The following is a 26930-nucleotide window of genomic DNA, read 5'->3' as shown; positions in this document are numbered from 1 at the left end:
ACTGCAATAATCATTAAGATGGAATCTAGAGGACCAGTCATATTCAAGCAGACCAGAATAGGTGAAAATATGAAGCCTTTCAGGGTCTACAAATTTAGAAGCATGAGAATTCACGATCCTAAGAAATATTCAAAATACACACTAGATAACGATATAAGGGTTACAAAATTTGGAAAGTTTATGAGAAAAACAAGGATTGATGAACTGCCACAGCTTTGGAATATTCTGAAAGGCACAATGAGCTTTATTGGCCCACGTCCTGAATGGGATATTCTAGCCAAGGATTATGCAAAAAAAATAAAGCACTATAACCTAAGACATCTCATAAAGCCAGGAATAACAGGCTGGGCTCAGGTAATGTTCCCTTATGGAGAGAGTCTTGAAGATGCTAAAAGAAAACTTGAGTATGATCTGTATTATTTAAAGCATCAGGATTTTATGCTAGATGTACTTATTATTATAAAAACGGCTAAAGCTGTTTTATTTGGAAAAGGAAAGTAATATTGCAAGGGTTTGGTATTCTTTGTCAAAACATTGCTTTTATTTTTTCTAATAGAGTAGTATAGATTTAATAATATAATTTCAAGGAGGGTTACTTTATGAAAGGAATTATCTTAGCTGGTGGAAGTGGAACTAGGCTATATCCGCTAACAAAGTCTATTTCAAAACAAATCATACCAATTTATGATAAACCGATGATTTATTATCCTTTATCTGTTCTTATGCTTGCAAACATAAGAGACATTCTAATAATCTCTACTCCAAGAGATTTGCCATTATTTAAGGAACTTTTGGGAGATGGAAGTGATTTAGGAATAAATCTTGAATACAAAGTTCAAGAAAAACCAAATGGACTTGCAGAAGCATTCCTAATTGGAGAAAAATTTATTGGCAATGACAACGTAGCTTTAATTTTGGGAGATAATATATTTTATGGAAGCGGTTTTACAGGATTGTTAGAAGAAGCGTCTGATCTTAAAGAAGGAGCAATAATATTTGGCTATCCCGTAAAAGATCCAAGGGCTTATGGAGTAGTTGAGTTTGATAAAAATGGAAAAGCAATCTCTCTAGAAGAAAAGCCAGTAGACCCAAAATCAAACTATGCAATTCCAGGATTATACTTCTACGATAATACAGTAATTGAGAAAGCTAAAAATGTAAAACCATCTGCAAGAGGTGAAATAGAAATCACATCAGTAAATGAAATGTACCTTTCTGAAGGAAAATTAAATGTCAAAAATTTAGGAAGAGGAACAGCTTGGCTTGATACAGGCACTCACGAAGCTTTATTGGAAGCAGCAAATTTTGTGCAAACTGTGCAGAATAGACAAGGATTGTATATTGCTTGTATTGAGGAGATTGCATATCAAAAAGGATGGATTGAAAAGCAAGATGTTGAAAAATTAGCAAAACCAATGATGAAAACGGTATATGGTAAATATTTGGTTGATTTGTTAAAGTAAAGGGAGTTTATAAATTTTATGAATCAGGATGAAACAATAGAAATATTAATGGCAACATATAATGGTGAAGAATATATAAGTGAGCAAATTGATTCAATTATTGATCAAACATATAAAAATTGGAAATTATTGATAAGAGATGATGGTTCTAAAGACAGAACTCTAGAAATTTTGAAAGAATATGAGAAAAGAGATGAAAGAATAAATGTTTTGAGAGATAATAAAGGAAATTTAGGTTTTTTAAAGAATTGTGAGTTTTATTAGTTGTCGTAAAATAGATAAATATATTAATAGGATCTAGTATAAAATAGCAATCTTAAAAACGGAAGTTAAGATTGTTGTAAATGCTAGAAAAAAGATATCTTGTGATTAAATTTAGACATGGTAGAATTTAAATTTTCAAAAATCATTATATAATATGTTAGTTTTCTTTGTTTTTAAAAATTGTTAAAAAAAATATAAGAGATTATAAAAATAATAATATAAAATTTAAATATAGTGTTTTTTCTAAGATATTAAATTTTTATTGTAAAAATAATGGAAAAAAATTATAGAAATATTGCAATTATTAAAAATTTTAGGCTTTTACAAATGATTAGAAATATAAGAAATATAAAGAAAGGAGAGTATGATATTTTATGATAAAAAATATAAAGGGTATATTAGAAAATTTTTTTAAATATTATGATTTAATTATAGAAATGGTTTCAAGAGATATAAAAATAAAATACAAAAAATCAATATTAGGATTTGCATGGAGTATTTTAAATCCTTTGTTAATGATGCTTGTTATGACAGTAGTTTTTTCAACTTTGTTTAAAAGTGACATTCCTAATTTTCCAATGTATTTATTAACAGGACAAGTTTTGTTTGGTTTTTTTTCTGAATCTACAAATATGTCAATGACATCTATACTAGGAAACGCTGGATTGATAAAAAAAGTCTATATACCGAAGTATATATTTCCTCTATCGAAAGTAATGTTTGGATTTACAAATATGTTGTTTTCTTTAGTAGCTGTATTGATAGTTGGATTAATAACAAAAACGAAATTTAGTATATCAATATTGTTATTTCCGTTACCATTAATTTATATTTTCATATTTGCGTTAGGAATAGGTTTAATTTTAGCAGTTTATGCAATATTTTTTAGAGATCTCTTACATTTATATGGAATTTTGATATTAATTTGGACATACTTGACTCCAATATTTTATCCAGTATCAATATTACCTAATTATTTACAAAAAACTGTTATTTTTAATCCAATGTATGTATTTATAAATAATTTTAGAGAAATAGTTTTATATGGGAAAATTCCAACTTTACATTCCAATATACTATGTTTATTTTATGCTTTTTTATCTATAGGGATAGGCATTGTAGTATTTTATAAAAATCAAGATAAATTTATATTCTATATATAATATAAATGTGAGAAATCAGATAAATTATCTTAAATAAAAGGAGAGATTTAATGGAAGATAATGTAATAAGTGTAAAGAATGTATCGATGAAGTTTAGAATGACAAGAGATAAAATTTTTTCTTTGAAAGAATATATTATAAAATTATTGAAAAGAGATTTAAAATATGAAGAATTTGCAGCTCTTGAAAATGTATCATTTGATGTTCAAAAAGGTGAAATCTTAGGAATAATAGGATATAATGGTGCTGGAAAAAGTACAATTTTAAAAATTATTTCTGGAATAATGAAACCAACTTCTGGAAGTGTTAAAGTGAGAGGGAAGATATCACCTTTAATAGAATTGGGATCTGGTTTTGATCCAGAATTGACAGCTAGGGAAAATATATTTTTAAATAGTTATATTTTAGGATATAGTAAAAAATTTATAAAAGAGCATTTTAATGAAATTGTTAAATTTTCTGAATTAGAAAGTTTTTTGGATGTTCCAGTAAAAAATTTTTCTTCTGGAATGGTAGCAAGATTAGGTTTTTCAATTGCAACTGTAGTAAAACCTGAAATACTAATAGTAGATGAAATTTTGTCAGTAGGAGATTTTAAATTTCAATTAAAAAGTAACGAAAAAATAAAAGAAATGTTTTCTTCAGGAACAACAGTTATTTTAGTTTCACATTCAATAGAGCAAATAGAAAAATTAAGTACAAATGTTTTGTGGTTGGAAAAAGGAAAAGTAAAAAAATATGGTAATGCAAAAGAAATATGTAAAGAATATAAAGAAAAATAGGAGGAAAAAATGAAAATATTTAATAAGTTTAAAGGAAATATATTTCTTAAATTACAATTGATATTACTATTATCAATTAGAATAAAACTAAAAATTAGAGCACTTAAATATTTATTATTGAACAAAAAAGGAAGTATAGTATTTTTAGAAAATAAAAGTTTTGATATAAAGAAAATAATAGGTAAAAAAATAATATTATTTGCTGTATATTCTCCTAAATCACAATTAATGTATGAACGCTTTTTTATGATGTTTGAAAAATTATTAGGTTATGAAGTGATAGTAATATCTAATAACAAATTACCAAATTGGTTTATTGAGAAATATTATGATAGAGTTATAGCATTTGGTGAAAGATACAATATAGGAAGAGATTTTGGTATATATAAAGAGTTTATTCAACTATTGAAAAGAAAAAATATAGAATTAAAAAAATTAGTAATTTTAAATGATTCTATTTTTGCAAATTTAAAAAATGAAGATAATTTTTTTATAGAATTTTTTAATAATAATCAAGATAAAGATTTTTTAGGAGTTGCTGAATATTTGGGTAAACCCAGTTACCATGTACAATCTTATTTTTTAATGTTTTCAAATAAAGTGATGAAGGGTTATAATTTTAATAAATTTTGGAATAAATTTTTAATAAGTGATGATAGGCGTTCAAATATAAATAAAGGGGAAGTAATGTTAACAAGTTCCATATTAAAAGATGGAATAAAACCAAAAGTTTATTTGAGTACAGACAGATTACTGGATAAAATTATGGAAAAAGAAGATAATATTTTTAAACTTATAATAGAAATGTCTTTTAATAGACATATAGATCAGGATATAGTAGATAAAATAAAAAATTTGTATTTGAAAAATTTAGATGAAGAAGTTGTTCTTGAAAATAAAAAATTGAATAATTTTGAAATTAGAAAAATTTTATCTGATTTGATAAATGTATATGGGATGATTGTAGTAGCCCCATTTTTTATTGTAGATAAATTAGGATTTCCATTTTTAAAGAGAGACTTAGTCTATAGACAAATAACAGAATGGATGGAAATTAGAAATCTTGGGAAAAGTTTTGATACAGCATTGTTGAATGAATATATTGAAGATCAAAGAACTAGAACAAGAGTATGGAATTTAAAATCATTGAAAGAAAAGCTTATGTATCATACTGGAATGAATTAAAAATAAATTAGAGACAGGTTAATAATTCGTACTAACAATAAAAATTTAATTTTAAGATTAATAAAAAAATTACATTAAATATTTCAAAAGAAACTTTCTAAAGTTTTTATATTCAAGTAAGAGAAATAAATTTTTATATCGTAAAGAAATAAAGAAAGTGAGAATAGCTCTCTATTTTAATAGATTTTTACTAATAGTTAGAAAAAAACATAAGATTTGATAGAAATTTTAATATCAAAAAATTCAGAACTTGGAAAAATATTTAAACTATATAATATATCTGAAGAGTTTTTATATAAAATTAATTTTAAGAAAGTTAAAAAAATATTATATTTAAATACTAAAATTTATAAAAAATAAAAAATTTCTCTATCTTATGGTGGAAAAATAGAAAGGTTCAAAAATATATGAAAAAAGGTCATATAATATTATTTGTAATATTAATAATAGAAACTATTTTAATAATAGAAAAAATTAGTAATAAAGTTATATATATAAAAGATATAAAGCCAGAGTATGGTCAAGTTATAGGTGAATTGAACAAAAATAATAATAAAGAAAGAAAACAAAAGATATATTCGCCTTACAATAATTTAAGATCTATAAAAATAATTGTAGGTACATATCAGAGAGAGAATAATGATATTGTAAGATTTGAATTATATGAAGAGAATGGAAATAAATTGAGAGATAAAACAATATATACTAAAGAATTATTAGATAATAATCCGTATGAAATAAAATTCGGTACTCTAAAAAACTCAAAAGGAAAGAATTATTATTTTAAATTAGTATCATCAAATGAAGAATCCAAAAATACAATAACTGTATATTCTAATAAAAATGGAGAAATTCTCTATAGTTTAGGATATAAGAATTTGAAATTAAATTTATTATTGTATATTTTATGTTTTGTAATGATTTTTATAAATATATTAGTTTATTTTCTCTTAAAAAAAGAAAAAATTCAAAAAAAAGAACATAAGTTTTTATGCATAATCTTAAGTTACGGAATATTATGGATGTTTATATTTCCACCTTTGCAAGCACCAGATGAAGATGTACATTTTTTTAGAGCATATTCAATTTCAAAAGGACAACTTATTCCAAAGAAAGTAGATTCTAAATATGTTGCTAAATTGCCTAGTTCTTTGGAAGAATTTGTAAAAGATTCTGATTTACATGAAGTTGCTTTTTATTCAGAGAATAAGATAAATTTATTAGATTTAAAAAAAATAATCAAAATTAAAATTAATAAAGAAAAAACTAGAAATTTTGAACTAAAGGGAGGAGCTATAATAAATCCAATTTCTTATATTCCGCAATCTATAGGAATAAAAATAGGAGAAAGTTTAAATTTACCTTTATATGTTGTTTATTATTTGGGAAGATTTTTTAATTTCTTTACTTGGATTTTGTTAGTTTATAGCTCTATAAAAATATCTCCTCCTAAATTAAAAAATATGTTTTTTATTTTTTCATTATTACCTATTAATGTTCAACAGGCAATATCATACTCAACAGATGCTTTAATAAATGGTTTTTCTTTTTTATTTATATCAGTAATTTTTAGATTATATTTGGATAGTAAAGAAAAAATAAATATTAAATATCTAATCTTTCTATTTTTAGGGGTATTTTTTCCAACTTCAATAAAAGTAGTATATTTTCTTTTAGCTATATTTATTTTATTATTATTCAAAAAATTTGATAAAAAAAGAAATTGCTTAATAACTTTTTTCTTTATATTCGCTTTGACATTAACATTTAATATTTTTTGGAGTAAGTTGTCTCCAGAAAATCCTTCAAGAGATATATCATTACAAATAGAATATTTAAAAGAAAATCCAATAAAATATTTAGAGACTTTATATTTAACGTCTAAAATGTCTATTCAATCTTATATAGAGAGTTATATTGGTGTATTAGGATGGTTAGATACAAAAATTCCTTTTTTATTAATGTATTCGTATATTATATTAATAATAATGAATATCTATTCAGACAATATATTATCTAAAGATGATTTAAAAGCAAAGTTTATAATATCTGCTTATTTAGTTTTATCTTATATAGGAATATTAACAGCTTTGTATATAGGATGGTCTAAAGTAGGTTATGAGTATGTCGAAGGAGTTCAAGGAAGATATTTTATCCCAGTAATTCCGTTATTATATATATTGTTATCTAAAAGGAGAATATCTATAAAGAAAGAAACACTAGATTCTAATACTGAAATATTTATGAATTTTGGATTAGTTATGATATTATTTGTTTTTTTATTGAGATATTATATTTGATTATAAAATTTTTACTAAAGGATATTTATTTTTTATATAATTAAAATTTAAGGATTTTATTTTAATCAATTTTTTCTTGAACTGACAAAGTTAGAAATATTTTAGTATTCTAGTAAAAAGTGAAGAAGTATATTTTGTAGGATATAAATTAAAATATATGATTTTATAGGAGGTTAAAATTTGAAAATAATAATTTGGAGTGCTAATTTTCTTCCTAATTTAGGAGGAGTAGAAAGATATACTTATCATATAGCTAAAGAGTTTTTAAAAAAAGGAAATAAAATAACAGTAATCACTTCAAATACAGATAATTTAAAAACTTTTGAAGTAATAGAAAATATTCAAATAATAAGATTGGATACTGTTAATTTGTTAAATGGTAGATTCCCAGTATTAAAATTTAACAAAAAAAACAAGATGATAATAAATAATTTAAAAAAAGAAAAATTTGATGTTTCAATAATTAATACAAGATTTTATATTCATTCATTAGTAGGTTCTATTTTTTCTAAAAAAAATGTAAAAAAAAGTCTACTAATAGAACATGGAACAGGTCATTTTACTGTAAATAATAAATTTTGGGACAAATTAGGAGAGTTTTATGAACATGTGATATCATTTTTAGTAAAGAAAAATATTAAAAACTTTTATGGTGTTTCTGAAGAATGTAATAAGTGGTTACAACATTTTAGGATAAAAGCTAAAGGTGTTTTTTATAATTCGATAGATAAAAATGTAGAAAAAGACGAAACTTTTGATTTAAGAAAAGAATATAATATAGATAAAAGTAAAAAAATATGTGTATTTACTGGAAGGCTTATTAAAGAGAAAGGCATTTTTAAATTGATAAATACATTTAATAAATTAGATTCAGAAGATGTGTGTTTGTTTATAATTGGTGATGGAGAAGTTTATGAGGAAATTAAAAAAAATAATAAAAATAGAAATATAGTAATTACTGGTAGAATGGAACATAAAAAAATTATGAAAGCATTAGAAAGTACGGATATATTTTTATTACCAACTGATTTTCCGGAAGGACTACCAACATCAATATTAGAAGCTGGTTTGGAAAAATGTGCAATAATAGCTTCTAATAGAGGTGGAACTCCTGAAGTTATTGTAAATGAAGAATACGGAATAGTATTGAAGAAAAATAGTGAAGAAGAAATACTTGAGAAATTAAAATTATTGCTAAATAATGCTGAAATAATTGAAAAGATGGGAAGAAATATTCAAAAAAGAATACTTGAAAATTTTGAGTGGGAAGTTACAGCAAATAAAATTTTATTAGAAATCAAAAAAATTTAGAAAGTGAGAAATAATTATGAATAAGATAAAAATGTGTGTTATAGGTGCTGGAAATATAACTAATAGTAGACATATTCCAGCAATAAAAAAAAATAAGAATTTTATAGAGTTGATTGGAGTTATTGGAAATAATAAAGAAAAAGTAAAAAAAACAGCACAAAAAAATAAAATATCAAATACTTTTGTTTTAGAAAAAGATGAAAATGAAAGTAATAATATAGAAAAGCAATTAAAAAATTTAAAATGGTTTGAAGAAGTAGAAGCTGTTATAATAGGAACACCACCAAAATCACATTTTCCATTAGTAAAAGCATGTTTGAATTTAGGGAAAAATGTTTTAGTTGAGAAGCCAATGACTATGAATAAAGATGAAGCTGATGAATTAATTAAAATTTCAAATGAAAAGAAAAAAGTATTTAGTGTTATGCATAATTTTCAATTTTCTAATGGTATGAGAGAAATTGAAAAAAGACTAAAAAATAATGAGTTTGGGAAAATAAAAACTATATCATGCTTACAATTTACAAATAGAGATAGAAGACTTCCAGATTGGTATGATGATTTACCTTTAGGATTATTTTATGATGAAGCAGCACATTTTTTTTATCTTTTAAAGAAATTTGGTGGAGATTTAAAAATTTTTAATTCTTTTACACAATTTGATAAGTCAAAAATAGAAAATACTCCAATGATATTAAATGTTAATTTAATAGCAGGAGAGATACCAGCAACTATAACTATGAATTTTAATTCGCCTGTATGTGAATGGCTATTTATACTTTTATGTGAAAAGAAAATAGTAATATATGATTTTTTTAAGGATATAGTTATTATAGCAAATAGCGATCAATTACATTTGGCTAAGAACATATTGAAAAATTCTCTTGATTATACTTTAAGTTTTTGGAGAGGTTTTATAAAGAATGGAGTTAATTTAGTTTTAAAGAATTTATATTATGGTCAGGATATTGTTATTAAAAAATTTATTAATAATATAAATACAAATACAAATGATGAATCAATTTCAGCAGAACAAGGAAGAAAAACAGTGTTAGCAATGAATCAAGTAATAGAAAAAAATTTAAATATTAGAAAGGAAAAATAAAAAATGGTTTTTGTATTATATTTGATACTTTCTACTTTAGGGATGACTTTTATCAAGATGGGTGGAGAGGATTTAAATTTTGTTTTGTCAAAATCAGTATTTCAATTTAGAATAGCATTTATTGGAATAATTGGAATTGTATTTTATTTAATAAGTTTTATATTATGGATTATAATATTATCAAAATATAATTTAAGTTTTATTTCTCCGATTGCTTCAGGATTAGCATACATATTAATAATATTATCTTCAAAATTTTTGTTAAAAGAAAGTATTAGTAGCTATCAATATTGGGGTATTGTGATTATTTTAATAGGAGTAGTTTTAATGAATATAAAGAAATAACGAAAGGAGTTAGTGAATGAAAAGGTTTGAAGCATTAGAAACATTTAGATTTATTGCAGCATTAATAATAGCTTTAGGTCACTTCTTTTTTGTAAGAGGAATTACAAATATCGTTTCAGGTTCTTATGTATTAGGAGTAGAATTTTTTTTCTGTTTAAGTGCGTTTGTCATTACATTGAGACAAAAATTTGATTCTTCAACTGATGAATATTTAAAAAAATTCTTATCAGGAAGAGTAATTAGGTTATTATTACCTTATATGGTTATAATGATAATATATAATTCATTTTTTTATAAGTTATTCAATGGTATTAGTATTGGTTTGTATAATTGGTTTGTTTCATTATTTCTTTTACATATTATGGGATTAAATGCAATGAAATTAGGTTTAGATACTTATACAGTTTCATGGGCTTTAGGATTAGAACTTTATGTAGGAACGCTTTTTTTTGTTTTTATATATTTTTTACGAAAAAAAATAAATGGAGTTGCGGTAGCATTTTTTTGTTTTATGGGTTTTGTAATTTGTATCAGCATATTTAAACATAATTCACCATATTTTTTAGATCAGCATTTTACTGAATATAAACAAATACCATTTGGGTTTTTTAGAATATTAGTTTCCTATTTTATTGGAACAATCGTTGCAATTTTTTATAGATATATAGTAACTGTTAATTTAGATAATAATAAATTTTTTAAATATAAAAATATTCTATTTACAATTCTAGAAATTTTAATACTATATACAATTGTTAGATTTTATGGAAAGATAAATTACAATATGCAAAATCAATATATATTTCCAGTTATAGTTGGGATAATGATTTTCATTTTTTCATTTGAATTAGGAGTAATTTCTAAAATTTTTAAAAAGTTCTCTAGTTTAGGAAAATTAAGTTTTTCTTTCTATTTATTACATCCATTTGTTTTCCAACTACTTAAACATTTTAATATGGCAAAAAATAACTATTTATATATTTATTTGTTAGGTACATTTATTTTAACTTTTGTTTTTTATAATTTAGTAGAAAAGAAATTTATAAAAATGAAATATAAATTAAGAGAAATGTTGAATAAATAACTTCTTAAATAAAAACAAAAGAAAGGAGCAAATGATATTTTATACATTTATCATCCAAAAATAAAATGAAAAGTGGGAAAATAATATTTATAATACCAGCTTATAATGAAGAAATGAATATAAAAAAAGTTTTGGAGGATATAAGAAAGAATACTCCAATGGCAGATATTATTGTTATAAATGATTGTTCAAAAGATAATACAGAAAAAGTTTTGAAAGAAGAAAATGTTGATTATATAAATCATCCATTTAATATGGGATATGCAAAAGCGGTTCAAACAGGAATTAAATATGCTTATTATAATAATTATGACTATGCAATACAATTTGATGCAGATGGACAACATTTAGCATCAGAAGCCAATAAACTATTTGAGAAATTAAAGAATAAAAATTGTGATATAGTTATTGGATCAAGGTTTTTAAAAAATACAGGATATAAGCATTCTTTTTTTAGAAAATTAGGTACTAATTTATTTACTCAAATAATAAAAATATATTGTAAAAAAGTTATAACAGATCCTACTTCAGGGTTTCAATGTTTGGATAAAAAAATAATGGGATATTATTCAAAATTAGGAAATTATCCTGAATATCCTGATGCTAATTTAATAATAGATTTGTTATTAAAAGGTTATAAAATTGAGGAAGTAGGCGTAAAAATGGAGTTAAGAGAATTTGGAGAAAGTATGCATTCAGGAATAATTAAACCAATAAAATACATGATAAAGATAATATATGTAATTTTTATTATTATATTGAAAAATATACTAGGAGGAAAAAGAAAATGAATATATTTTTTATAATTATAGCAGTTTCTTTATTTATATATATATTACACCTAACAATAGAAAATAAATTAGATGTTTATGAAAGTTTTTTTTGGGTATGTGGCTCATTAGTAGGAATATTTTTTTCAATATTTCCCAAAAGTATAGATAAAATATCTCATTTTTTAGGAGTTAATTACCCTCCTACATTATTTCTTCTTTTATGTATTTTATTTTTATTGATTATTAATTTTAGAACAACTAGGTATTTATCGAAAGAAAAAGAAAAAGTAATGTTTTTAGCACAAGAGATAGCGATTTTAAAAAAAATTGAAAATAATGATGTAAAAAGAAAGTAAAAATATGAAAATATCCACAACAGTAATATGGTATAACCCAGATAATAAAAATATCGAAAATATAAAAACATATCTTAATTATTTTGAAAAGTTATTTATAATTGATAACTCTCAAAATAATAATAAAGGATTGGTAGAAATATTAGAAAGTACTAAAGTTGAATATATCTATAATAAAGGGAAAAATTTAGGAATAGCAAGTGCTTTAAATTTAGTATGTGAAAAATCTATAAAAGAAGGTTTTTCTTGGATATTAACCATGGATCAAGATAGTTATTTTGATTCAAAAAATGTAGAAGAGTATCTAAAAACTTTTAGTCAAATTGAGAATAAGAATATAGGAATAGTCTCTCCTTGTCACATTTTAAAAAATGATATAGTAAAAATGGATGAAGATAAAAAGTTTATGGATGTAGATCGTGTAATGACATCAGGTAATTTATTAAATTTATCAGCTTGGAAAAAAGTAGGAAAATTTGATGAGAATCTTTTTATTGATGAAGTAGATAATGAAATGTGTTATCGAATGATAGAAAAAGGTTATCAAATAAAACAGTTGAATAAGATAAAGATGTGTCACGAATTAGGAAATTTAGAAAAAAGAAGTTTCTTTTTTAAAAAAATTTCAATTTTAAATCATAATTATGTCAGAAAATATTATATGATGAGAAATAAATTATATATATTTAAAAATTATAGAAAATATAGATTAAGATATATATATTATATTTTAAATGATTTTTTTAAAGTTATTTTTTATGAAAAAGATAAAATAAGAAAACTAAGGTTTATGTTTAAAGGAATAAAAGACTTTTTTAAAAATAAAATGGGTGGACTAGATGATAGAAAATAAAAAAATAGATATTTTGATGGCAACTTATAATGGTGAAAAATATTTGTCTGAACAAATAGATTCTATAATTTTTCAAACATATAAAAATTGGAATTTGTTAATAAGAGATGATGGCTCTTCTGATAGTACTTTTGAAATTCTTAAAGAATATGAAAAAAAAGATAGTAGAATAAAAATTATAAGCGATGAAAAAGGGAATTTAGGAATAGTAAAAAATTTTGAAGAATTATTGAAAATTTCAGATTCTGATTTGATAATGTTTTCTGATCAAGATGATGTGTGGGTTGAAAATAAATTGGAATTGTATTTAAGTAAAATAAAAAATTTTAGAAATGAGGGATTTTTAATTCATTCTGATGCTGTTTTATTTTCTGAAACTAAAGAAAAAATCTTAAAGAATACATTTATTTCAGGAAAAATAAAAAAAATGGGATTAAAAAATATATTTTTTAATTATTTTGTACAAGGGGCTACAATTTTAATTTCAAAAGAAATAAAAAAATTTATTTTACCTTTTTCAGAAGAGGTTTATTTACATGATAGATATATCCATATTATATCAGAATTATTTTTTAAAAGAATTTTTATAAAAGAGCCTTTAATTTATTATAGGCAACATAGTAATAATCAAATTGGTGCAAAGAGTACATTTAAATCACTTTTTTCTAAAAGATATTTTGATAAACGGGATTATAAAATGATAAAAAAAATATATGAAAATTATCAAAATCTTCTAACAGAGGACAAAAAAGAGATAATCGAAGAATATTTTAAAATAGTAGATGTTAAAACTAATAGATTCAAAAGAATTATAAAACTAAAAAAATCAAAAATAGATATGCCGTTAAAAAAGCAGATTTCTCTTTTAATAAAAGGATAAAATAAAAAGTTAGACATATTTTGATACTTTTTATATAATATAAAAGGAATAAAAAAATTTATAATTATAAAAGAAAGGACAAAATCAATGAAAATACTACTAACCGGCTCAAACGGACAACTAGGCCACGACTTCAAAAAAATATTCAATAAAAAAAATATTGAATATATCGCAACAGACTACAAAGAATTAGACATTACAAGTGATGAAGATTTAAACAAATTTTTTCAAGAAAATGAAGGAATTACTCATGTGATAAATTGTGCAGCATATAACGATGTGGATAAAGCTGAGACTGATAAAAAAGTTTGGGTATTGAATGCTGAGGCACCGAAGAAATTGGCTGAGTTTTCTAAAAAGATTGGGGCTATTTTTGTTACTTATACGACAGACTTTGTGTTTGATGGGGGAAAAAATACTCCTTATGTGGAAGATGATAGAACAAATGGAGTTTCAGAGTATGGAAAATCGAAGGCTCAAGGAGAAAAAGATGTTTTAGAAACATATGATAAATCTTTTGTGATACGGACTTCATGGGTGTTTGGGATAGCAAATAATAATTTTAACAAGCAAGTTATTAACTGGAGTAAATCTAGAGCTGAATTAAATATTGTGGACGATCAAGTATCAGTTCCGACTTATTCAATGGATTTAGCTGAATTTTCTTGGAAATTAATTCAAACTGAAAAATTTGGATTGTATCATATTACAAATGATGGAATTGCGAGTAAATATGACCAAGCGAAGTATGTTTTGGAAAAAATTGGTTGGAGTGGAATATTGGGGAGAGCTAAAACGGCAGATTTTAATCTTCCTGCTAAACGACCACCGTATTCAAAATTGGATTCTAGCAAGGTAGAAAAATTGTTAGGAGAAAAGATTCCGTCTTGGCAGTCAGGAATTGATAGATTTTTAGAAGAGATGAAAGAAAATGGGGAATTGTAAAAAAATAAGGAATATCCTTTGTAATTAAGAGATATTCCTTTTTATTTTTATAAAACTTTAAATTCTAGAGAAGTAAATTTTTGTTCATCGCTATCTCCTTTAGCGATAATTGAAATTCTTCCTCTTCTGTCTACACGTAGAAAACGGTATTTTTTTTCAGAAAAATGTCCATTATGTTTAATTACTATCTTTTTACCTTTTAGATAGCTGTTTTCATTTATGACTCGTAATATATCTTCCCATTCTCTATTCAATCTGTGAAATTCATTTTCAAAAGTGGATACAATTTCTTCTATTATATTTTGTACCGAATGAGTTTTTCCTGTTATTTCTACAAGTGAGATAGCTTTTTCACGAAATATTCCAAAATCAGTATTGTTGATGTTTATTCCAATTCCGATTATTATGTGATCTCTCACTTTTTCACATAAAATTCCACATAATTTTTTATTTTCATAATAAATATCGTTTGGCCATTTAAAAGTTAGCTTATCTTTGTTTTCTATATAGTTTTTTAGAACTTTGTAGACGATATATCCTGCAAAAATTGTAATTTTTTCATCTAGCTCATAGTTGTCATTAACAGCAAAGGAAAAAAGAGCGGCTCCTTCGCTTGAAATCCATACACTATCTCTTTTTCCTTTTCCATTTGTCTGATTTTTTGCTACGATTACTTCAAATTCCTCGATTCTTAGTTGTCGTCGTAAATATTCGTTTGTTGAATTTATTTCATCAAAAAATTTAAATTTCAAAACTGTACCTCTTTCTGCTTGTTATGTTTAAAATTTAATTTTATCGATTAATTAACTTAATCTTGGGAATATAAATACTCCATAAACTGGGCCTGCATGAGCTCCTATTACAGCTCCAATTTCTCTATTTAATATTAATGAGTTTATTTTTGGGTTATTTTCTACTTCTGAATAAATTCTAACGACATTTTCAAGTTCTGCTTTAGTTCCACCCCATCCGCTCATAAGGACAATGCTTTGTTTTTTGCTTTCACGTTCAATGTATTTTTCAATGTATTTTTGTGCATTACGCTCACCAAGAACTTTTTTCTCAACTGTAACTTCTCCTTGATTTACAGTTAAGATAGGTTTCATATTTAATGCACCTGCTATTGTTGAACTTGCTTTTCCAATTCTTCCACCTCTTTCAAGGTATTTTAAGTCTGGAATGATCATAAGCAGTTTACCTTTAGTTCTGAAGTTAGTTACCCAATTGATAATTTCTGTAAAGCTTTCCCCTCTTACTGATTTTCCAGCTGCTCCTAATGCAAGAAATCCTTGTAATAATGAAGCTCCTAAACTATCTATCAACTCTATATCGTTTTCTCTATTTGTAAGGCTTCTTCCAACTTTTGCAGCTTGTATTGTTCCGCTTAATTTTGATGACGGATGTATAGAGATAATTTTTTTGTATCCTTTTTCAAATAATTTGTTATAGGCATCTAAAAAATCTTGTGGTGATGGCTGAGATGTTTTGATTTTGGCATCATTGTCTAGCATTTCATGCCAAAATTCTGATTTAGTAATTTCTATTCCATCTTTGTAAAGTTCTCCGTTTATATCGATTCTCAAAGGAACAATTTTTATTGGAAGCCCTTCTATATCTTCATTTGTTAAATCTGATATAGAATCAGTTAAAACGGCAATTTCAGGCATATTTGGATCTTTATTTTCAATGTATAGATAGTAGTAGTAATTTTTTTGATTACCATTGATAATTTTAGTCTTTAATCCTGACAATTTTTCTTCAATACTTTTTTGTGAAGCTTCATCTTTTTCATTTCCGCTTACAACAACTGCAGTTATAGTTTGTTTTGTTACTAGGTCATCTAATATAGCATCCACTACATCTTTTAATGATTTTTTGGCATATTTTATTTTTCCGTTTACAAGTCCAATAAATTCATCTTTTTCTATTAATAAATCTTCAACTTTTGTATCTCTTACAGCTTTTGTAATTTCTACAGAATAATTTCTAGAAGCTGCTTCTTTTAATTCATCAATATCGGTATCTTTATTTTTTAGGAAATAGTATCCATCAAGCATTGTTTTTGTATCAAGAACGACTACTGTTCTTTTAGATTTTTCAGCAGCCAATTTTGCTGTTGTAATGACATTTTTATTATTTGGAAGAATATAGATATTTTCTTTTGTTGTTTTTCCAATGGCATTTAGTATTTCCTGAACACTTGGATTTTTACTTTGTCCTCCTAAAATTACCACATCTGCACCAAGTTTTAAAAATTCATCTTTTAAATTTTCAGAATCTGCTAATATTATAAATGATGATTTAGTTTTATTGATTTTTTTGCTTGTAAAAATTTTTGCTTCATCTTTTTCACTAAAAATTTGCAAATTATCGTGTTGCAGTTTCATGTTTTCTACTTTCATTTTTTCAAGAGGTCCATATTCTAGTGCAATTTCGATTGCTTTTCCAGGATGGTTTGTATGAATGTGAGTTTTAAATTTTTTAGAAGTTTGTGCAAATACTGCAGAATCTCCTAGTTCTAACACACGTTTTTTGTATTCGTTTGTATCAAAATCACCGTTTAGAATAATAAATTCTGTACAATATTGAAAGTGTATACTTTCAGGATCATGATTAATGTTTGCTATTGTCTTGTCAAATTCGTTTTCTTTTACTTGAGATTTTTGCAATTCAGCTAGTAGATTTAGTTCAGTTGTAACTTTATAAAATCCTTCAAAGAAGAAGAATAAACCTTTTCCACCAGAATCAACGACTCCTGCCTCTTTTAATTTTGGAAGCAATTCAGGTGTTTCGTCCACAGCTTTTTTCCCAGCTTCTACAATTTCTTTTAAAAATGCGACCAAATCTTCAAATTTTTCTGCACATTCTGTAGCCTTTTCAGAAATTTTTCTAATAACTGTTAGCATTGTCCCTTCAATAGGTTCACTTACGGCATTATATGCAGTTTCTTTTGCACTTACAAGAGCCTGTGCTACATCTTTTGGCAACAGTTTAGTTTTTTCTCCAATACCTCTTAGAAATCCTGTGATTACTTGTGACAAAATTGTTCCAGAATTTCCACGTGCTCCCATTAGCACCGCTTCTTCAACTACATCTATCAATTCAGGCATTTTTATTTTGTCATTTGTTTTTTCTTCAAGATCATTTATCATTGAATTTAATGTCATTGACATATTGCTTCCAGTATCTCCGTCAGGAACTGGATAGACATTCAGTTCATTTAAAAGTTCCTCATGTTTTATAACCCATTTTCCGCCGCCAATAAACACTAATTTTAGCCTTTTGGCATCTAAATATTTTATTGCCATTATTTCCTCCTAAAAACAATTTTTTATATTTTTATGATTATTTTTTTATTATTGAAATCTATTTTCTTGATTTCTTAAAAATTTATCTTAACAAATTTTAAAGTAAAACTGATTTAAAACCAAACTCAAAACCTATGACTTCAAGTTTATATAATTTTTAAATGATTCAAATTAAATAGGTTCGAGTATGTTTTGAAATTGATAAAAGTTATTTTTTTGTTTTTACAAAGCAAGAAAAATCGACTGTTATTTCTTTCACAATTTCCACTCATCTAAACATGTTTAATTTGTTTAAAAATTAATTAATGAAAAAAGAATAATTATTATTAATCAAAATAATCTAAATAAAGTATAAAACAAAAAAAATTCAAAAGAATACTTTATTTTATTTAATAAAAGAAAGATAACTTATTTTACGATTTCTAAAAATTTTTGGAATAAGTTTTCTTTTTTTAAAATAACTTCTACAAATTCACGTACTGCTCCTTCACCGCCATTTTTGGTAGAAATAAAATCAGCAATTGCTTTTATTTCATTTGCTCCATCTAAAGGTGTTCCAGAAAAGCCGATTTTTTTTATGACTTTTATATCGTTTAAATCATCACCCATATAGGCTATTTCTTCGCTTTTTAAGCCTGTTTTATTCATAATATCGCTCAGTATCAGAGTTTTTTCGGAAATTCCTTGAAAAAGGTATTTTATTTTCAGTTTTTCAACCCGTTTTTTTAACAGTTCGGATTCTCCACCTGTAATAATTCCAAATTCAATGCCTAATTTTTGTGCATTTACGATGGCATAGCCATCTTTTACGTTAAATTTTTTTAATTCTTCGCCACTATTGCCGAGATAAATTCCACCATCGGTAAGTGTTCCATCTACATCTAGTAAAATTAATTTTATCATTTTTTCTCCATTTATATCTACAGCTTGTTATTATTATACCATAATATATGCTTATTGTTCAAATTTATTTTATAAAGTTAGAGTAAAAAAATATAGGTACATATTTTTTTTACACGAGTAAAATTCTAATATTTCTTCTTGTGATTTTTATTTATGCTTTGCTTTTATATTTTTTTCATTTTCTGACAAAGAGTTTTGATTTCTTGCAATAAAATATGTTTTTTATTTTTCAAACAGGATTTAGTGCAATATAGTAAATATACTAGAACTCATTCAAAATTAAACTATTGAAAATCATGTGAATTTAGGATTTGAGTAAAATAGTTTTAGCTTTTAAGTTTAGTTTTAAATCAATTTTGTTATATATATATTAGACAGAATTAATTTTAATTTATGGTATATTTTAACTTTATAAAAAATTAATCTTTCATAGAATATTCTTTTAATTAAAATTTTAAAAAAAATATTGACTTTTAGGAAAAATGTGGGATAATATTAGCACAAAGACGATAATATTAAATATAATTTTGAGCAATTATATATTGAAATAATCGAGATGCTATGCAACTTTGTTTAGTTTTTTTTGAAAAATGGAGCAAAAATTACAAATCACCTTAAAAAGTCAAACACTTTAGTGTCAAAAAAATCAAAAATATAGCTGGTTTATATAATAGAGGAGATTTTGTAATTTAAAAGAGAGGTGGAAAATGAATTTAGATATAGACTATTTCAAAAGAAAATTAAAAGAAATAACAGATTGGTATGAAAATACAGCTTGGAACAAAAAAACATTGCTTGAAAAAATAACCGAGCTTGATGAAGAAATAAATAAAACTCGTGATGAAGAAAATTTAATAGATTGGGATAGGTTGACTCATATAGAAGAAAAAGTTATAAGTGATATGGTTCATTTGAGAAATAAAATGAAACTTTCTCATGAAGAAAATTTTGACAGTTATTATAAAGTAGAATAATTTTAAAAATAAAATGATGGCATATAAAGAATAATCATATAAAGTTTAGAAATTATAAAAATAAAAATCTAACTTAAAATAATAATTATATAATTATTCTAGATATTGTCATCATTTTTATTAATAAACGGAATAAAGATATTAAGGGCATGATTTTTTTAAGAATAAAATTCAGCAATTTTTTATCATAATTTATTTTTATATAAAATTTATCGTCAGAGCATGGTAATACATGTAGACTATTCGGAATATTTCTTTTCTTAAAAAAGAAAAAACGTTATTTTAGTATAGGTCTGTTCGGTAACTATATAAACTTATAATTTAACAAAAAAATTTAGGTTATCGGAGCATATCTTATAATAAAACTGATCTAAAACTGAATGCAAAATATGATTTTTGATTTATCCTAAATATTTTATTTTGTTAAAGAATTTTTAGAATTGACTATGCAAATAACTAATGTTATAATATAGAAAATTTTAGATTATTTTGTGATGGAGGTATTTATGAAAAGAAATATTTTTAAAAGTTTGCTGTTAATAGTAATGTTTTTACTTGCGATTAGCTGTGGGAAAAAGAATGATACAATTAAAATTGTATTCTTACCAAATGAGACTAATGACTCTTTGAAAAAATCAAGAGAAGAATTTGCTCGGATTGTGCATGAAGCAACTGGGAAAAAGGTTGAGATTGTTACGACAACTGATTATAATATTACAGTTGAAAATATTATTTCTGGACAATCACAGATTGCATATATTGGGGCGGAAGCATATTTAAATGCTATAAAACGTACAAAAGATATTGAGGCAGTATTGACAAATGCAGGGGAAAGCGGAACATTAAAAGATGCTCTTTATTACAGCTTTATTGCAGTAAGAAAAGAAGATGCTGATAAATACCGTTCTGGAAATGGATTTGACTTGAAGAAAATAAAAGGTAAATCAATAGGATTTGTTACAAATAGTTCTACATCAGGATTTAAAGTACCTGGAAATGCGATTATAAAGGAATTTGGACTAAAAAATACAGATGAATTGTTAGGAAATAAAGTATTTTCAAAAGTTATGTTTGGAAATTCACATCCAGGAACTCAAGTTTTGCTATTTAAAGGGGATGTAGATGTTGCCACATTTGCTATTCCAAAATCATTTACAATATATGAACTAACGGCTGGAAAGGATTTTCATTCAGGAGCTACATATAGAGTAAAAAAAGGAGCAGTTGCACCATTTGGAGATTATGCAGGAAAAAGTTTTACAGTTATAAAATCAATCCCAGTTTATAATGGACCAATTGTGTTTAATACAAAAACTTTATCAAAAGAAGATCAAGAAAAAATTAAAAAAGCTTTAATGGCTAAATCAACAACAGATAATCCATATATTTTCAGCAATAAAAAGAGTAAAGTAAGAGGATTGTTCTTAAAAGAAAATAATAATGTAGGATTTGTGGAAACAAATACAGCATGGTACGAAGGAATGAAAAATATAAAATAGACTTGTTCGATAACCATACAAACTTAGAATTTAATAAAATAAAAAAACTTAGATTGTCGAATATATCTAAATAATAAAAATTTAGGAGTAAAATAAAAAATGCGTTTAGATAAATTTTTAAAGGTAACAAGAATTATAAAAAGAAGAACTGTGGCAAAAGAGCTTGCAGATAATGGAAATATAGTTGTAAATGGGGATCCTAAAAAGTCTTCTTATAATGTAAAAAAAGGTGACATTTTTGAAATAAAGTATTTTAATAAAAATATAAAAGTAAAAGTTTTAGATTTGCCGCCTGAAAGTCTAAAAAAAGAATTTATTGAAGACTATATTAAGGTAATTGGATAATCTTTTTTAAAGTTACTTTAAATAAATTAAATAAATATTATATTCTTTATTATTTTTTCTCTTGTTTTTTACAATAAATAAGGTATAATTGTAGTGAAAAATAAAACTATAAAACAAGGAGAAGATTTATGAAAGTAACTGATATTCGTATTAGAATTGGAAAACAAACGGAAAACATCGAAAGATTGAAAGCCTATGCTGATATCACATTTGATGAAAGTTTTGTCATTCATGGGTTAAAAATAATCGATGGACAAAATGGGCTTTTTGTGGCAATGCCATCCAGAAGAATGCCAAATGGAGAATTTAAAGACATAGTTCATCCAATAAAACCTGAACTTCGTGCTGAAATAACAAAAGTTATTTTAGAAAAATTTGAACAAGAAAAGGCAGATCATACTGAAGCTGAATAAGATTTTTACTAAAAAAGTACACCAAAAATACTAAAATCATACATACATAATAATACTAATATCAGTGGTGTACTTTTTCTTTCTTCTTAATTTTATTTTTTATCTTACATTATTCAACTTCATTTTCAAAACCAAATTAATTAACTTTTCTTTTTATTATTTCTTTTCATAATTGGAAGATATAACAAAAATTGGAAAAAAATCATTACTGCTATCAGAATAATATCATAAAGCCAAATTGGTTTTATAAATTTTACTTGAGAAATAATGTGGATTTTTAAGAACATTGCATTTATTCCTTTAAAAATAGAGTTATATATAAATGCATACAAAAATATGGCAAGTAATGTAATTGCTGATTGAATAAGTCCTTTTTTTGAAGGTCTTTCATGCAAATAAGTATATCCAAAAAAAGCTGTAAATACTATAAGTGCGTGCATTATCATAAAAATATATACATAATAATTGTCATGATAATAAACTATTCCAGGCAAAATTAATGCTAAAACTGGTCCAAAAATAAAATAATAGACTGCATTATACAAAAATTTTGTTCTAAAAATCAAATATAATCCTGCGAAAATTGCTGCAAAATTGCAAAGATGTATTGGCATAACATTAGTTATAGGCTCATTTTGATACATTAACCTGTAAATTGAGTCAATTATTTTAAATATCAGTAGAAAATAACCTAAAAATGTTGAATATTTTTTTATATTTATATTTTTAAAAATTTTTGGAATATAAAATAAAAAAATGCAAAATAAAATTGATACTACAAAAGTTTCTATGTGAATTGGGATAAAATAACTAAAAGTCAAAGTTTCTCCTCTCTTGTTTCTTTTTCTATATATTTATTTTTTTATTTAAAATTTTTCAATGCTTTTCATTGCTTTGGCTGTTTTGATTGCAAAAACATCCAGTCTTTTATTCCAGGTATGTTATAAGCTATTTTCCAAGTTCCAGAGTGCTCTAAACTTGAATTGGCATCTTTAGGCAAGTATGGATTTGTACCTTTTTCAAGTGTCGTGTATTTTATATTTGACTTTTGAGCAATAATTTTTCTGGCACCTTCTAAAAATTGTGTATCTGTGTAGTCGGCTCTCCAAGTATCTTTGGCTACTGTAGCTCCTCTTTTTATAAGTTCACTTGTGATTGCATTCATTCCAGGATAGGCTTTTGCATCGCCAGTTGAGACTGTTATCCACAGATTATTTTTTGCCATAGCGGATACTTCTTTTGGATCCCATTGGCAAGCTACTAAATATGAAGCGGCAAATAATTCTGGATATTTATAGTTCATAACAATAGCCATCATTCCGCCCATTGATTGTCCTGTTGCATATAATTTTTTTTCATCAATGCTGTATTTTGAAAGTAAATGATCTCTTATCAAATTTACAGTTGCATCCAAGTCACTTGTAATATTTCCATTGTCATTTATTACTTGTCTTGAATATTGAGGAGCTAGTACAAATGCTTCGTGTCTTGCTTGTTCTTCAGGTGTTGCGAATGAAATTGCACCGTTTCCTTGAAGTAAGGTAGTTTTTGTATCTTCACTTAAAACTCCCATATCATGCATAAACAGTACAAGTGGATATTTTTTATTTTTGTCATAATTTTTTGGAATATAAAGATTATATTTTACGTTTGTCCCTGTTTTGGGATCTTTATACACAAATTGCTTAAAGTTTTCAACAATTAGATTTTTAGTTTTATTATTTTCAAGTATTGCAATACTTTTTTCTAACTTTTTACCACTTGTAAATAAAATATCTTCCTTTTGTGTTATTTTAGAAGTTGCTTTTTTCATCTGAAATCCAACTTCATTATTTCCTTCTAGACGAAGGGAAGCTCCATCATCCTTTGGATTTAATTCAATAATGACATATCTTCCGTCTTTTACAATGTCAGTTTTTTCAGGACGAGTATTTGAATAAATTTTTTCAACAGTTCTGCCTGATACTGTAAAAGTATTTTTTGTCAGTTGTGAATTTACTACTTTTTCATTAAATTCAAGAATAATATATGTTATTTGCTGTCCTGTTCCAAAAACTTCTGTTACAGATGTTACATTTCTTATTCCTTTAGGATACTTTATTTTTTCAGTTTTTAATGTTGTAGTTGTTTCTGCCGAAATAATTCCAGTTGATATTAGCATACCTAAAATTGCTAAAAATAAAAGTATTTTTTTCATAAATAATTCCTCCTTTACTATTTTTTATCAGATGTATTCAATGAACTTTTTTACTAAATTATAGTAAAACTGATTTAAAGCTGAACTTAAAAACTAAGATTATTTTACTTAAAACCCTAAGTTTATATAATTTTTAATAGTTCAATTTTAAATGGGTTTAAGTATATTTTAAAGAAAAGCCTTTGATAAATTTTACCATAATTTTTCTATATTTCAAAATTTTTTACTCTGTCGTCTATTTAATTTAGTTTGTTATTTTTTTAGTTTTATGGTAAACTATTTGAGTAAAAGCAAAGGGTTTTTTTAAAGACGTTGCTAATAGAATTAGATATTTTTCTGGGGGGAAAAATGAAGAGGAATAATGGGAATAAGGACAATAAAAAAATAGACTTTGAACAAATGATGAGTGAAGAAAGAGAAAGAGGGCATAGGGAAAGATTGAGGCAGAGATTTTTGTCAACGGGGACAAAAGGTTTTGCAGATTATGAAGTTTTGGAACTATTGCTTACTTATACAGTTACTAGAAAAAATTGCAGAGGAATTGCAAAGGATCTTTTGAGCAAATATCGGGATTTGTATACAATTTTGAAACAGTCGGAAGAAGAGTTGCAAAAAAATAAATATATGACTGAAAGAGCAGTTGTATTTTTTAAACTTTTATTTGAAATAATAGAAAGTGAATTGTATAAAAAGGTACATAACGAACGGATTGTACTTTCAAGTAATCTTAAACTGCTAAATTATTTGGAATTTTCTCTTTTAAATAGAGATATTGAAGTATTTAAGGTGCTATTTTTAAACACACAAAATGAATTGCTGAAAGAAGAGGAGCTTTTTTTTGGAACAATTGATAGAAGTACAGTTTATATTCGTGAATTGGTAAAAAAAATTTTAGAATATAATGCAAAAGGAGTAATTTTGGTACATAATCATCCATCAGGTTCATTAAAACCGTCAAAATCTGATATTTTATTGACAAGAAAAGTAAAGGAAGTTTTTGAAAATATAGAAATACGGTTGCTTGATCATTTGATAATAAGTGAAAAGGGGTATTTCAGTTTTTTGGAAGGTGGGATATTATGAAGATAATAAATATAAAATTTAGAAAAACAAAAAAAGTTTATCCATTTATGATAAATGATTCAGAAGATTATAAAAAAGGTGATCATGTTCTTGTAGATACAATTCGCGGGGAACAAATAGGTATAGTTCTCGGAGTCGCATTAAACAAGGAAAATGCTGATCAAGATGATTTAAAAATTAGGGAAGTAAAAAGAAAGTTATCAGAAGAAGAAATAAAAAAACTGTCAGATTTGGATAAAAAGGCTGATGAAGCATATTTTAAATGTAAAAAAATTGTAAAAAGACTGCTTCCCGAAATGAATCTTGTCATTGGAGAATATACTTTTGATGAGGGAAAGCTAATATTTTATTTTACAGCTAATAATAGACTTGATTTTAGAGAATTGGTAAAAGAAGTGAACAAGACATTTAAAAAGAGAGTAGAATTTTACCAAATTAAAACAAATGACGAAGGAAGAATTTTGTCAGCTTTTGGAAAATATGGAAGGGAAATTTACTGGTAAAATTAGTATTTAAAATAAAATTATTAAAAGCTAAGCAATAAACAGTATTTATAGTAGCAAGGGAGTTTGCTTTCCCTTGTCAAGAAGTAATGTGAATACTGTATTAACAAAAATTTATAGTTTTTCGTAAATGATTCAGCCAAAAGATTAAAACTGTCTTATTGAAAAGATAAATAAAATATTGTTTTGTTTTAATATTTTAAAATGATAAAAAGAATGATTTTTCAAGGATTTGATAGTTTGAATTAAAAAAAGCAGGATAATAATAAAAATTTTAAAAAAAAGAGTTGAAATATTTGTAAATATATGTTATACTTATTGAGTAATAAAGATAACGTGGTCGCATAGCTCAGTTGGGAGAGCACCTGCCTTACAAGCAGGGGGTCATTGGTTCGAGCCCAATTGTGACCACCATTATGGAGGTGTAGCTCAGTTGGTTAGAGTGCTTGCCTGTCACGCAAGATGTCGCGAGTTCGAGTCTCGTCACTTCCGCCATTATATGCCCAGATAGCTCAGTCGGTAGAGCAAGGGACTGAAAATCCCTGTGTCCGTGGTTCGATTCCGCGTCTGGGCACCATTATAACAAATAAAATTAGAATATATAGTGCAAATCGGTGTTTATGCTGTTTTGCATTTTTTTTTAATTATATTTATTAAATAGTGCAAGAACACTTGCGACTTTAGTCGTGGGAGGTTCAGATAAATTTAAGAATTCAAAACCAGTTCTTAAAATGTTTCAAATATTAAAATTCAGAAATAAAGTGCAGAGTATCTAAATGACTTTATTTTAAATATCAAGTTGTGATATAATTAATATATATTGAAATTTATAAGAAAATAAAAGAGGGAGTGATTTTATGAGAAAAAAAGCTGTTCCTGTGGGGATTGAAGATTTT

Annotated in this window: 27 protein-coding genes and 3 tRNA genes; 25 read left to right on the top strand and 5 right to left on the bottom strand. The window is 25.1% G+C overall.

Annotated elements, in window-relative coordinates; all coding sequences use genetic code 11:
* From ACO409_RS06805 to rfbD, 16 genes are all read left to right on the top strand, one after another.
* Positions 1-501: sugar transferase (locus ACO409_RS06805; RefSeq protein ID WP_485556044.1), on the top strand; the 501-nt coding region annotated here is incomplete at its 5' end.
* Between the two features lie 98 nt (positions 502-599).
* Positions 600-1463 carry a glucose-1-phosphate thymidylyltransferase RfbA gene (gene rfbA / locus ACO409_RS06800; RefSeq protein ID WP_485556042.1) on the top strand — a complete coding sequence of 288 codons (864 nt, stop codon included), beginning with the start codon at positions 600-602 and terminating at the stop codon, positions 1461-1463.
* An 18-nt stretch (positions 1464-1481) separates the two neighbouring features.
* On the top strand, positions 1482-1727 hold the full coding sequence (locus tag ACO409_RS06795) for a glycosyltransferase (RefSeq protein ID WP_485556040.1): 246 nt from the start codon (positions 1482-1484) through the stop codon (positions 1725-1727).
* Positions 1728-2101: 374 nt separating this feature from the next.
* The gene (locus ACO409_RS06790) at positions 2102-2890 is read left to right on the top strand and encodes an ABC transporter permease (protein WP_485556038.1); all 789 of its coding nucleotides are present in this window, start codon (positions 2102-2104) and stop codon (positions 2888-2890) included.
* A 50-nt stretch (positions 2891-2940) separates the two neighbouring features.
* Positions 2941-3672, top strand: a complete 732-nt coding sequence (locus ACO409_RS06785) for an ABC transporter ATP-binding protein (RefSeq protein ID WP_485556036.1) — start codon at positions 2941-2943, stop codon at positions 3670-3672.
* A 9-nt stretch (positions 3673-3681) separates the two neighbouring features.
* Positions 3682-4857: a rhamnan synthesis F family protein gene (locus ACO409_RS06780; protein ID WP_485556034.1), complete on the top strand. Its 1176-nt coding sequence runs from the start codon at positions 3682-3684 to the stop codon at positions 4855-4857.
* A gap of 878 nt (positions 4858-5735) precedes the next feature.
* The gene (locus ACO409_RS06775; RefSeq protein ID WP_485556032.1) at positions 5736-7157 is read left to right on the top strand and encodes a DUF2142 domain-containing protein; all 1422 of its coding nucleotides are present in this window, start codon (positions 5736-5738) and stop codon (positions 7155-7157) included.
* 180 nt (positions 7158-7337) lie between these two features.
* Positions 7338-8468 (top strand): glycosyltransferase family 4 protein, encoded by a 1131-nt coding sequence (locus ACO409_RS06770; RefSeq protein WP_485556030.1) that lies wholly within the window; start codon positions 7338-7340, stop codon positions 8466-8468.
* A 16-nt stretch (positions 8469-8484) separates the two neighbouring features.
* Positions 8485-9573 carry a Gfo/Idh/MocA family protein gene (locus ACO409_RS06765; RefSeq protein ID WP_485556028.1) on the top strand — a complete coding sequence of 363 codons (1089 nt, stop codon included), beginning with the start codon at positions 8485-8487 and terminating at the stop codon, positions 9571-9573.
* Between the two features lie 3 nt (positions 9574-9576).
* A complete protein-coding gene (locus ACO409_RS06760) occupies positions 9577-9918 on the top strand; it encodes an EamA family transporter (RefSeq protein WP_485556026.1) in 342 nt (113 codons plus the stop codon).
* A gap of 16 nt (positions 9919-9934) precedes the next feature.
* The gene (locus tag ACO409_RS06755; protein WP_485556024.1) at positions 9935-11002 is read left to right on the top strand and encodes an acyltransferase family protein; all 1068 of its coding nucleotides are present in this window, start codon (positions 9935-9937) and stop codon (positions 11000-11002) included.
* Between the two features lie 65 nt (positions 11003-11067).
* The gene (locus ACO409_RS06750; RefSeq protein ID WP_485556022.1) at positions 11068-11793 is read left to right on the top strand and encodes a glycosyltransferase family 2 protein; all 726 of its coding nucleotides are present in this window, start codon (positions 11068-11070) and stop codon (positions 11791-11793) included.
* The gene (locus ACO409_RS06745; protein ID WP_485556020.1) at positions 11790-12131 is read left to right on the top strand and encodes a DUF2304 domain-containing protein; all 342 of its coding nucleotides are present in this window, start codon (positions 11790-11792) and stop codon (positions 12129-12131) included. The genes ACO409_RS06750 and ACO409_RS06745 overlap by 4 nt, the downstream gene beginning before the upstream one ends.
* 4 nt (positions 12132-12135) lie before the next feature.
* The gene (locus tag ACO409_RS06740) at positions 12136-12984 is read left to right on the top strand and encodes a glycosyltransferase family 2 protein (RefSeq protein WP_485556018.1); all 849 of its coding nucleotides are present in this window, start codon (positions 12136-12138) and stop codon (positions 12982-12984) included.
* Positions 12971-13864, top strand: a complete 894-nt coding sequence (locus tag ACO409_RS06735; protein ID WP_485556016.1) for a glycosyltransferase family 2 protein — start codon at positions 12971-12973, stop codon at positions 13862-13864. Before ACO409_RS06740 ends, ACO409_RS06735 begins: the two co-directional genes overlap by 14 nt.
* An 87-nt stretch (positions 13865-13951) precedes the next feature.
* Complete coding sequence (rfbD, locus tag ACO409_RS06730) at positions 13952-14809, top strand: dTDP-4-dehydrorhamnose reductase (RefSeq protein ID WP_485556014.1); 858 nt, start codon at positions 13952-13954, stop codon at positions 14807-14809.
* 47 nt (positions 14810-14856) lie between these two features.
* On the opposite strand, the gene ACO409_RS06725 is transcribed toward rfbD, so the two are convergent.
* The 3 genes from ACO409_RS06725 to ACO409_RS06715 all read right to left on the bottom strand — a co-directional run bounded on the left by ACO409_RS06725 (position 14857) and on the right by ACO409_RS06715 (position 19020).
* The gene (locus ACO409_RS06725; RefSeq protein ID WP_485556012.1) at positions 14857-15561 is read right to left on the bottom strand and encodes a biotin--[acetyl-CoA-carboxylase] ligase; all 705 of its coding nucleotides are present in this window, start codon (positions 15559-15561) and stop codon (positions 14857-14859) included.
* Positions 15562-15612: 51 nt separating this feature from the next.
* On the bottom strand, positions 15613-18117 hold the full coding sequence (locus ACO409_RS06720) for a DegV family protein (protein WP_485556010.1): 2505 nt from the start codon (positions 18115-18117) through the stop codon (positions 15613-15615).
* 408 nt (positions 18118-18525) lie between these two features.
* Positions 18526-19020 carry a KdsC family phosphatase gene (locus tag ACO409_RS06715; protein WP_485556008.1) on the bottom strand — a complete coding sequence of 165 codons (495 nt, stop codon included), beginning with the start codon at positions 19018-19020 and terminating at the stop codon, positions 18526-18528.
* Between the two features lie 707 nt (positions 19021-19727).
* On the opposite strand from ACO409_RS06715, the gene ACO409_RS06710 reads away from it, so the two are divergent.
* The 4 genes from ACO409_RS06710 to spoVG all read left to right on the top strand — a co-directional run bounded on the left by ACO409_RS06710 (position 19728) and on the right by spoVG (position 22251).
* Positions 19728-19994, top strand: coding sequence for a hypothetical protein (locus ACO409_RS06710; protein WP_485556006.1), 267 nt, complete (start codon positions 19728-19730; stop codon positions 19992-19994).
* A 506-nt stretch (positions 19995-20500) separates the two neighbouring features.
* A complete protein-coding gene (locus ACO409_RS06705; RefSeq protein ID WP_485556004.1) occupies positions 20501-21493 on the top strand; it encodes a phosphate/phosphite/phosphonate ABC transporter substrate-binding protein in 993 nt (330 codons plus the stop codon).
* A 99-nt stretch (positions 21494-21592) separates the two neighbouring features.
* Positions 21593-21838, top strand: a complete 246-nt coding sequence (locus tag ACO409_RS06700; RefSeq protein ID WP_485556002.1) for an RNA-binding S4 domain-containing protein — start codon at positions 21593-21595, stop codon at positions 21836-21838.
* A 128-nt stretch (positions 21839-21966) separates the two neighbouring features.
* The gene (spoVG, locus tag ACO409_RS06695; RefSeq protein WP_485556000.1) at positions 21967-22251 is read left to right on the top strand and encodes a septation regulator SpoVG; all 285 of its coding nucleotides are present in this window, start codon (positions 21967-21969) and stop codon (positions 22249-22251) included.
* Between the two features lie 140 nt (positions 22252-22391).
* On the opposite strand, the gene ACO409_RS06690 is transcribed toward spoVG, so the two are convergent.
* Positions 22392-23072, bottom strand: coding sequence for a TMEM164-related integral membrane acyltransferase (locus ACO409_RS06690; RefSeq protein WP_485555998.1), 681 nt, complete (start codon positions 23070-23072; stop codon positions 22392-22394).
* 65 nt (positions 23073-23137) lie between these two features.
* Positions 23138-24448 carry an alpha/beta hydrolase-fold protein gene (locus ACO409_RS06685; protein ID WP_485555996.1) on the bottom strand — a complete coding sequence of 437 codons (1311 nt, stop codon included), beginning with the start codon at positions 24446-24448 and terminating at the stop codon, positions 23138-23140.
* Between the two features lie 348 nt (positions 24449-24796).
* Between ACO409_RS06685 and radC the strand changes: the two genes are divergently transcribed.
* The 5 genes from radC to ACO409_RS06660 all read left to right on the top strand — a co-directional run bounded on the left by radC (position 24797) and on the right by ACO409_RS06660 (position 26611).
* On the top strand, positions 24797-25531 hold the full coding sequence (radC, locus tag ACO409_RS06680; protein WP_485555994.1) for a RadC family protein: 735 nt from the start codon (positions 24797-24799) through the stop codon (positions 25529-25531).
* Positions 25528-26034, top strand: coding sequence for a regulatory iron-sulfur-containing complex subunit RicT (ricT, locus tag ACO409_RS06675; RefSeq protein ID WP_485555992.1), 507 nt, complete (start codon positions 25528-25530; stop codon positions 26032-26034). The genes radC and ricT overlap by 4 nt, the downstream gene beginning before the upstream one ends.
* A gap of 338 nt (positions 26035-26372) precedes the next feature.
* Positions 26373-26448 (top strand) — tRNA-Val (locus ACO409_RS06670).
* A 4-nt stretch (positions 26449-26452) separates the two neighbouring features.
* Positions 26453-26529: transfer RNA gene (locus ACO409_RS06665), tRNA-Asp, on the top strand.
* Positions 26530-26535: 6 nt separating this feature from the next.
* Positions 26536-26611, top strand: a tRNA-Phe gene (locus tag ACO409_RS06660).
* Positions 26612-26930 lie beyond the last annotated feature (319 nt).

This window comes from Leptotrichia sp., from assembly GCF_057270615.1.
This window is presented reverse-complemented; position numbering and strand designations above follow the sequence as displayed.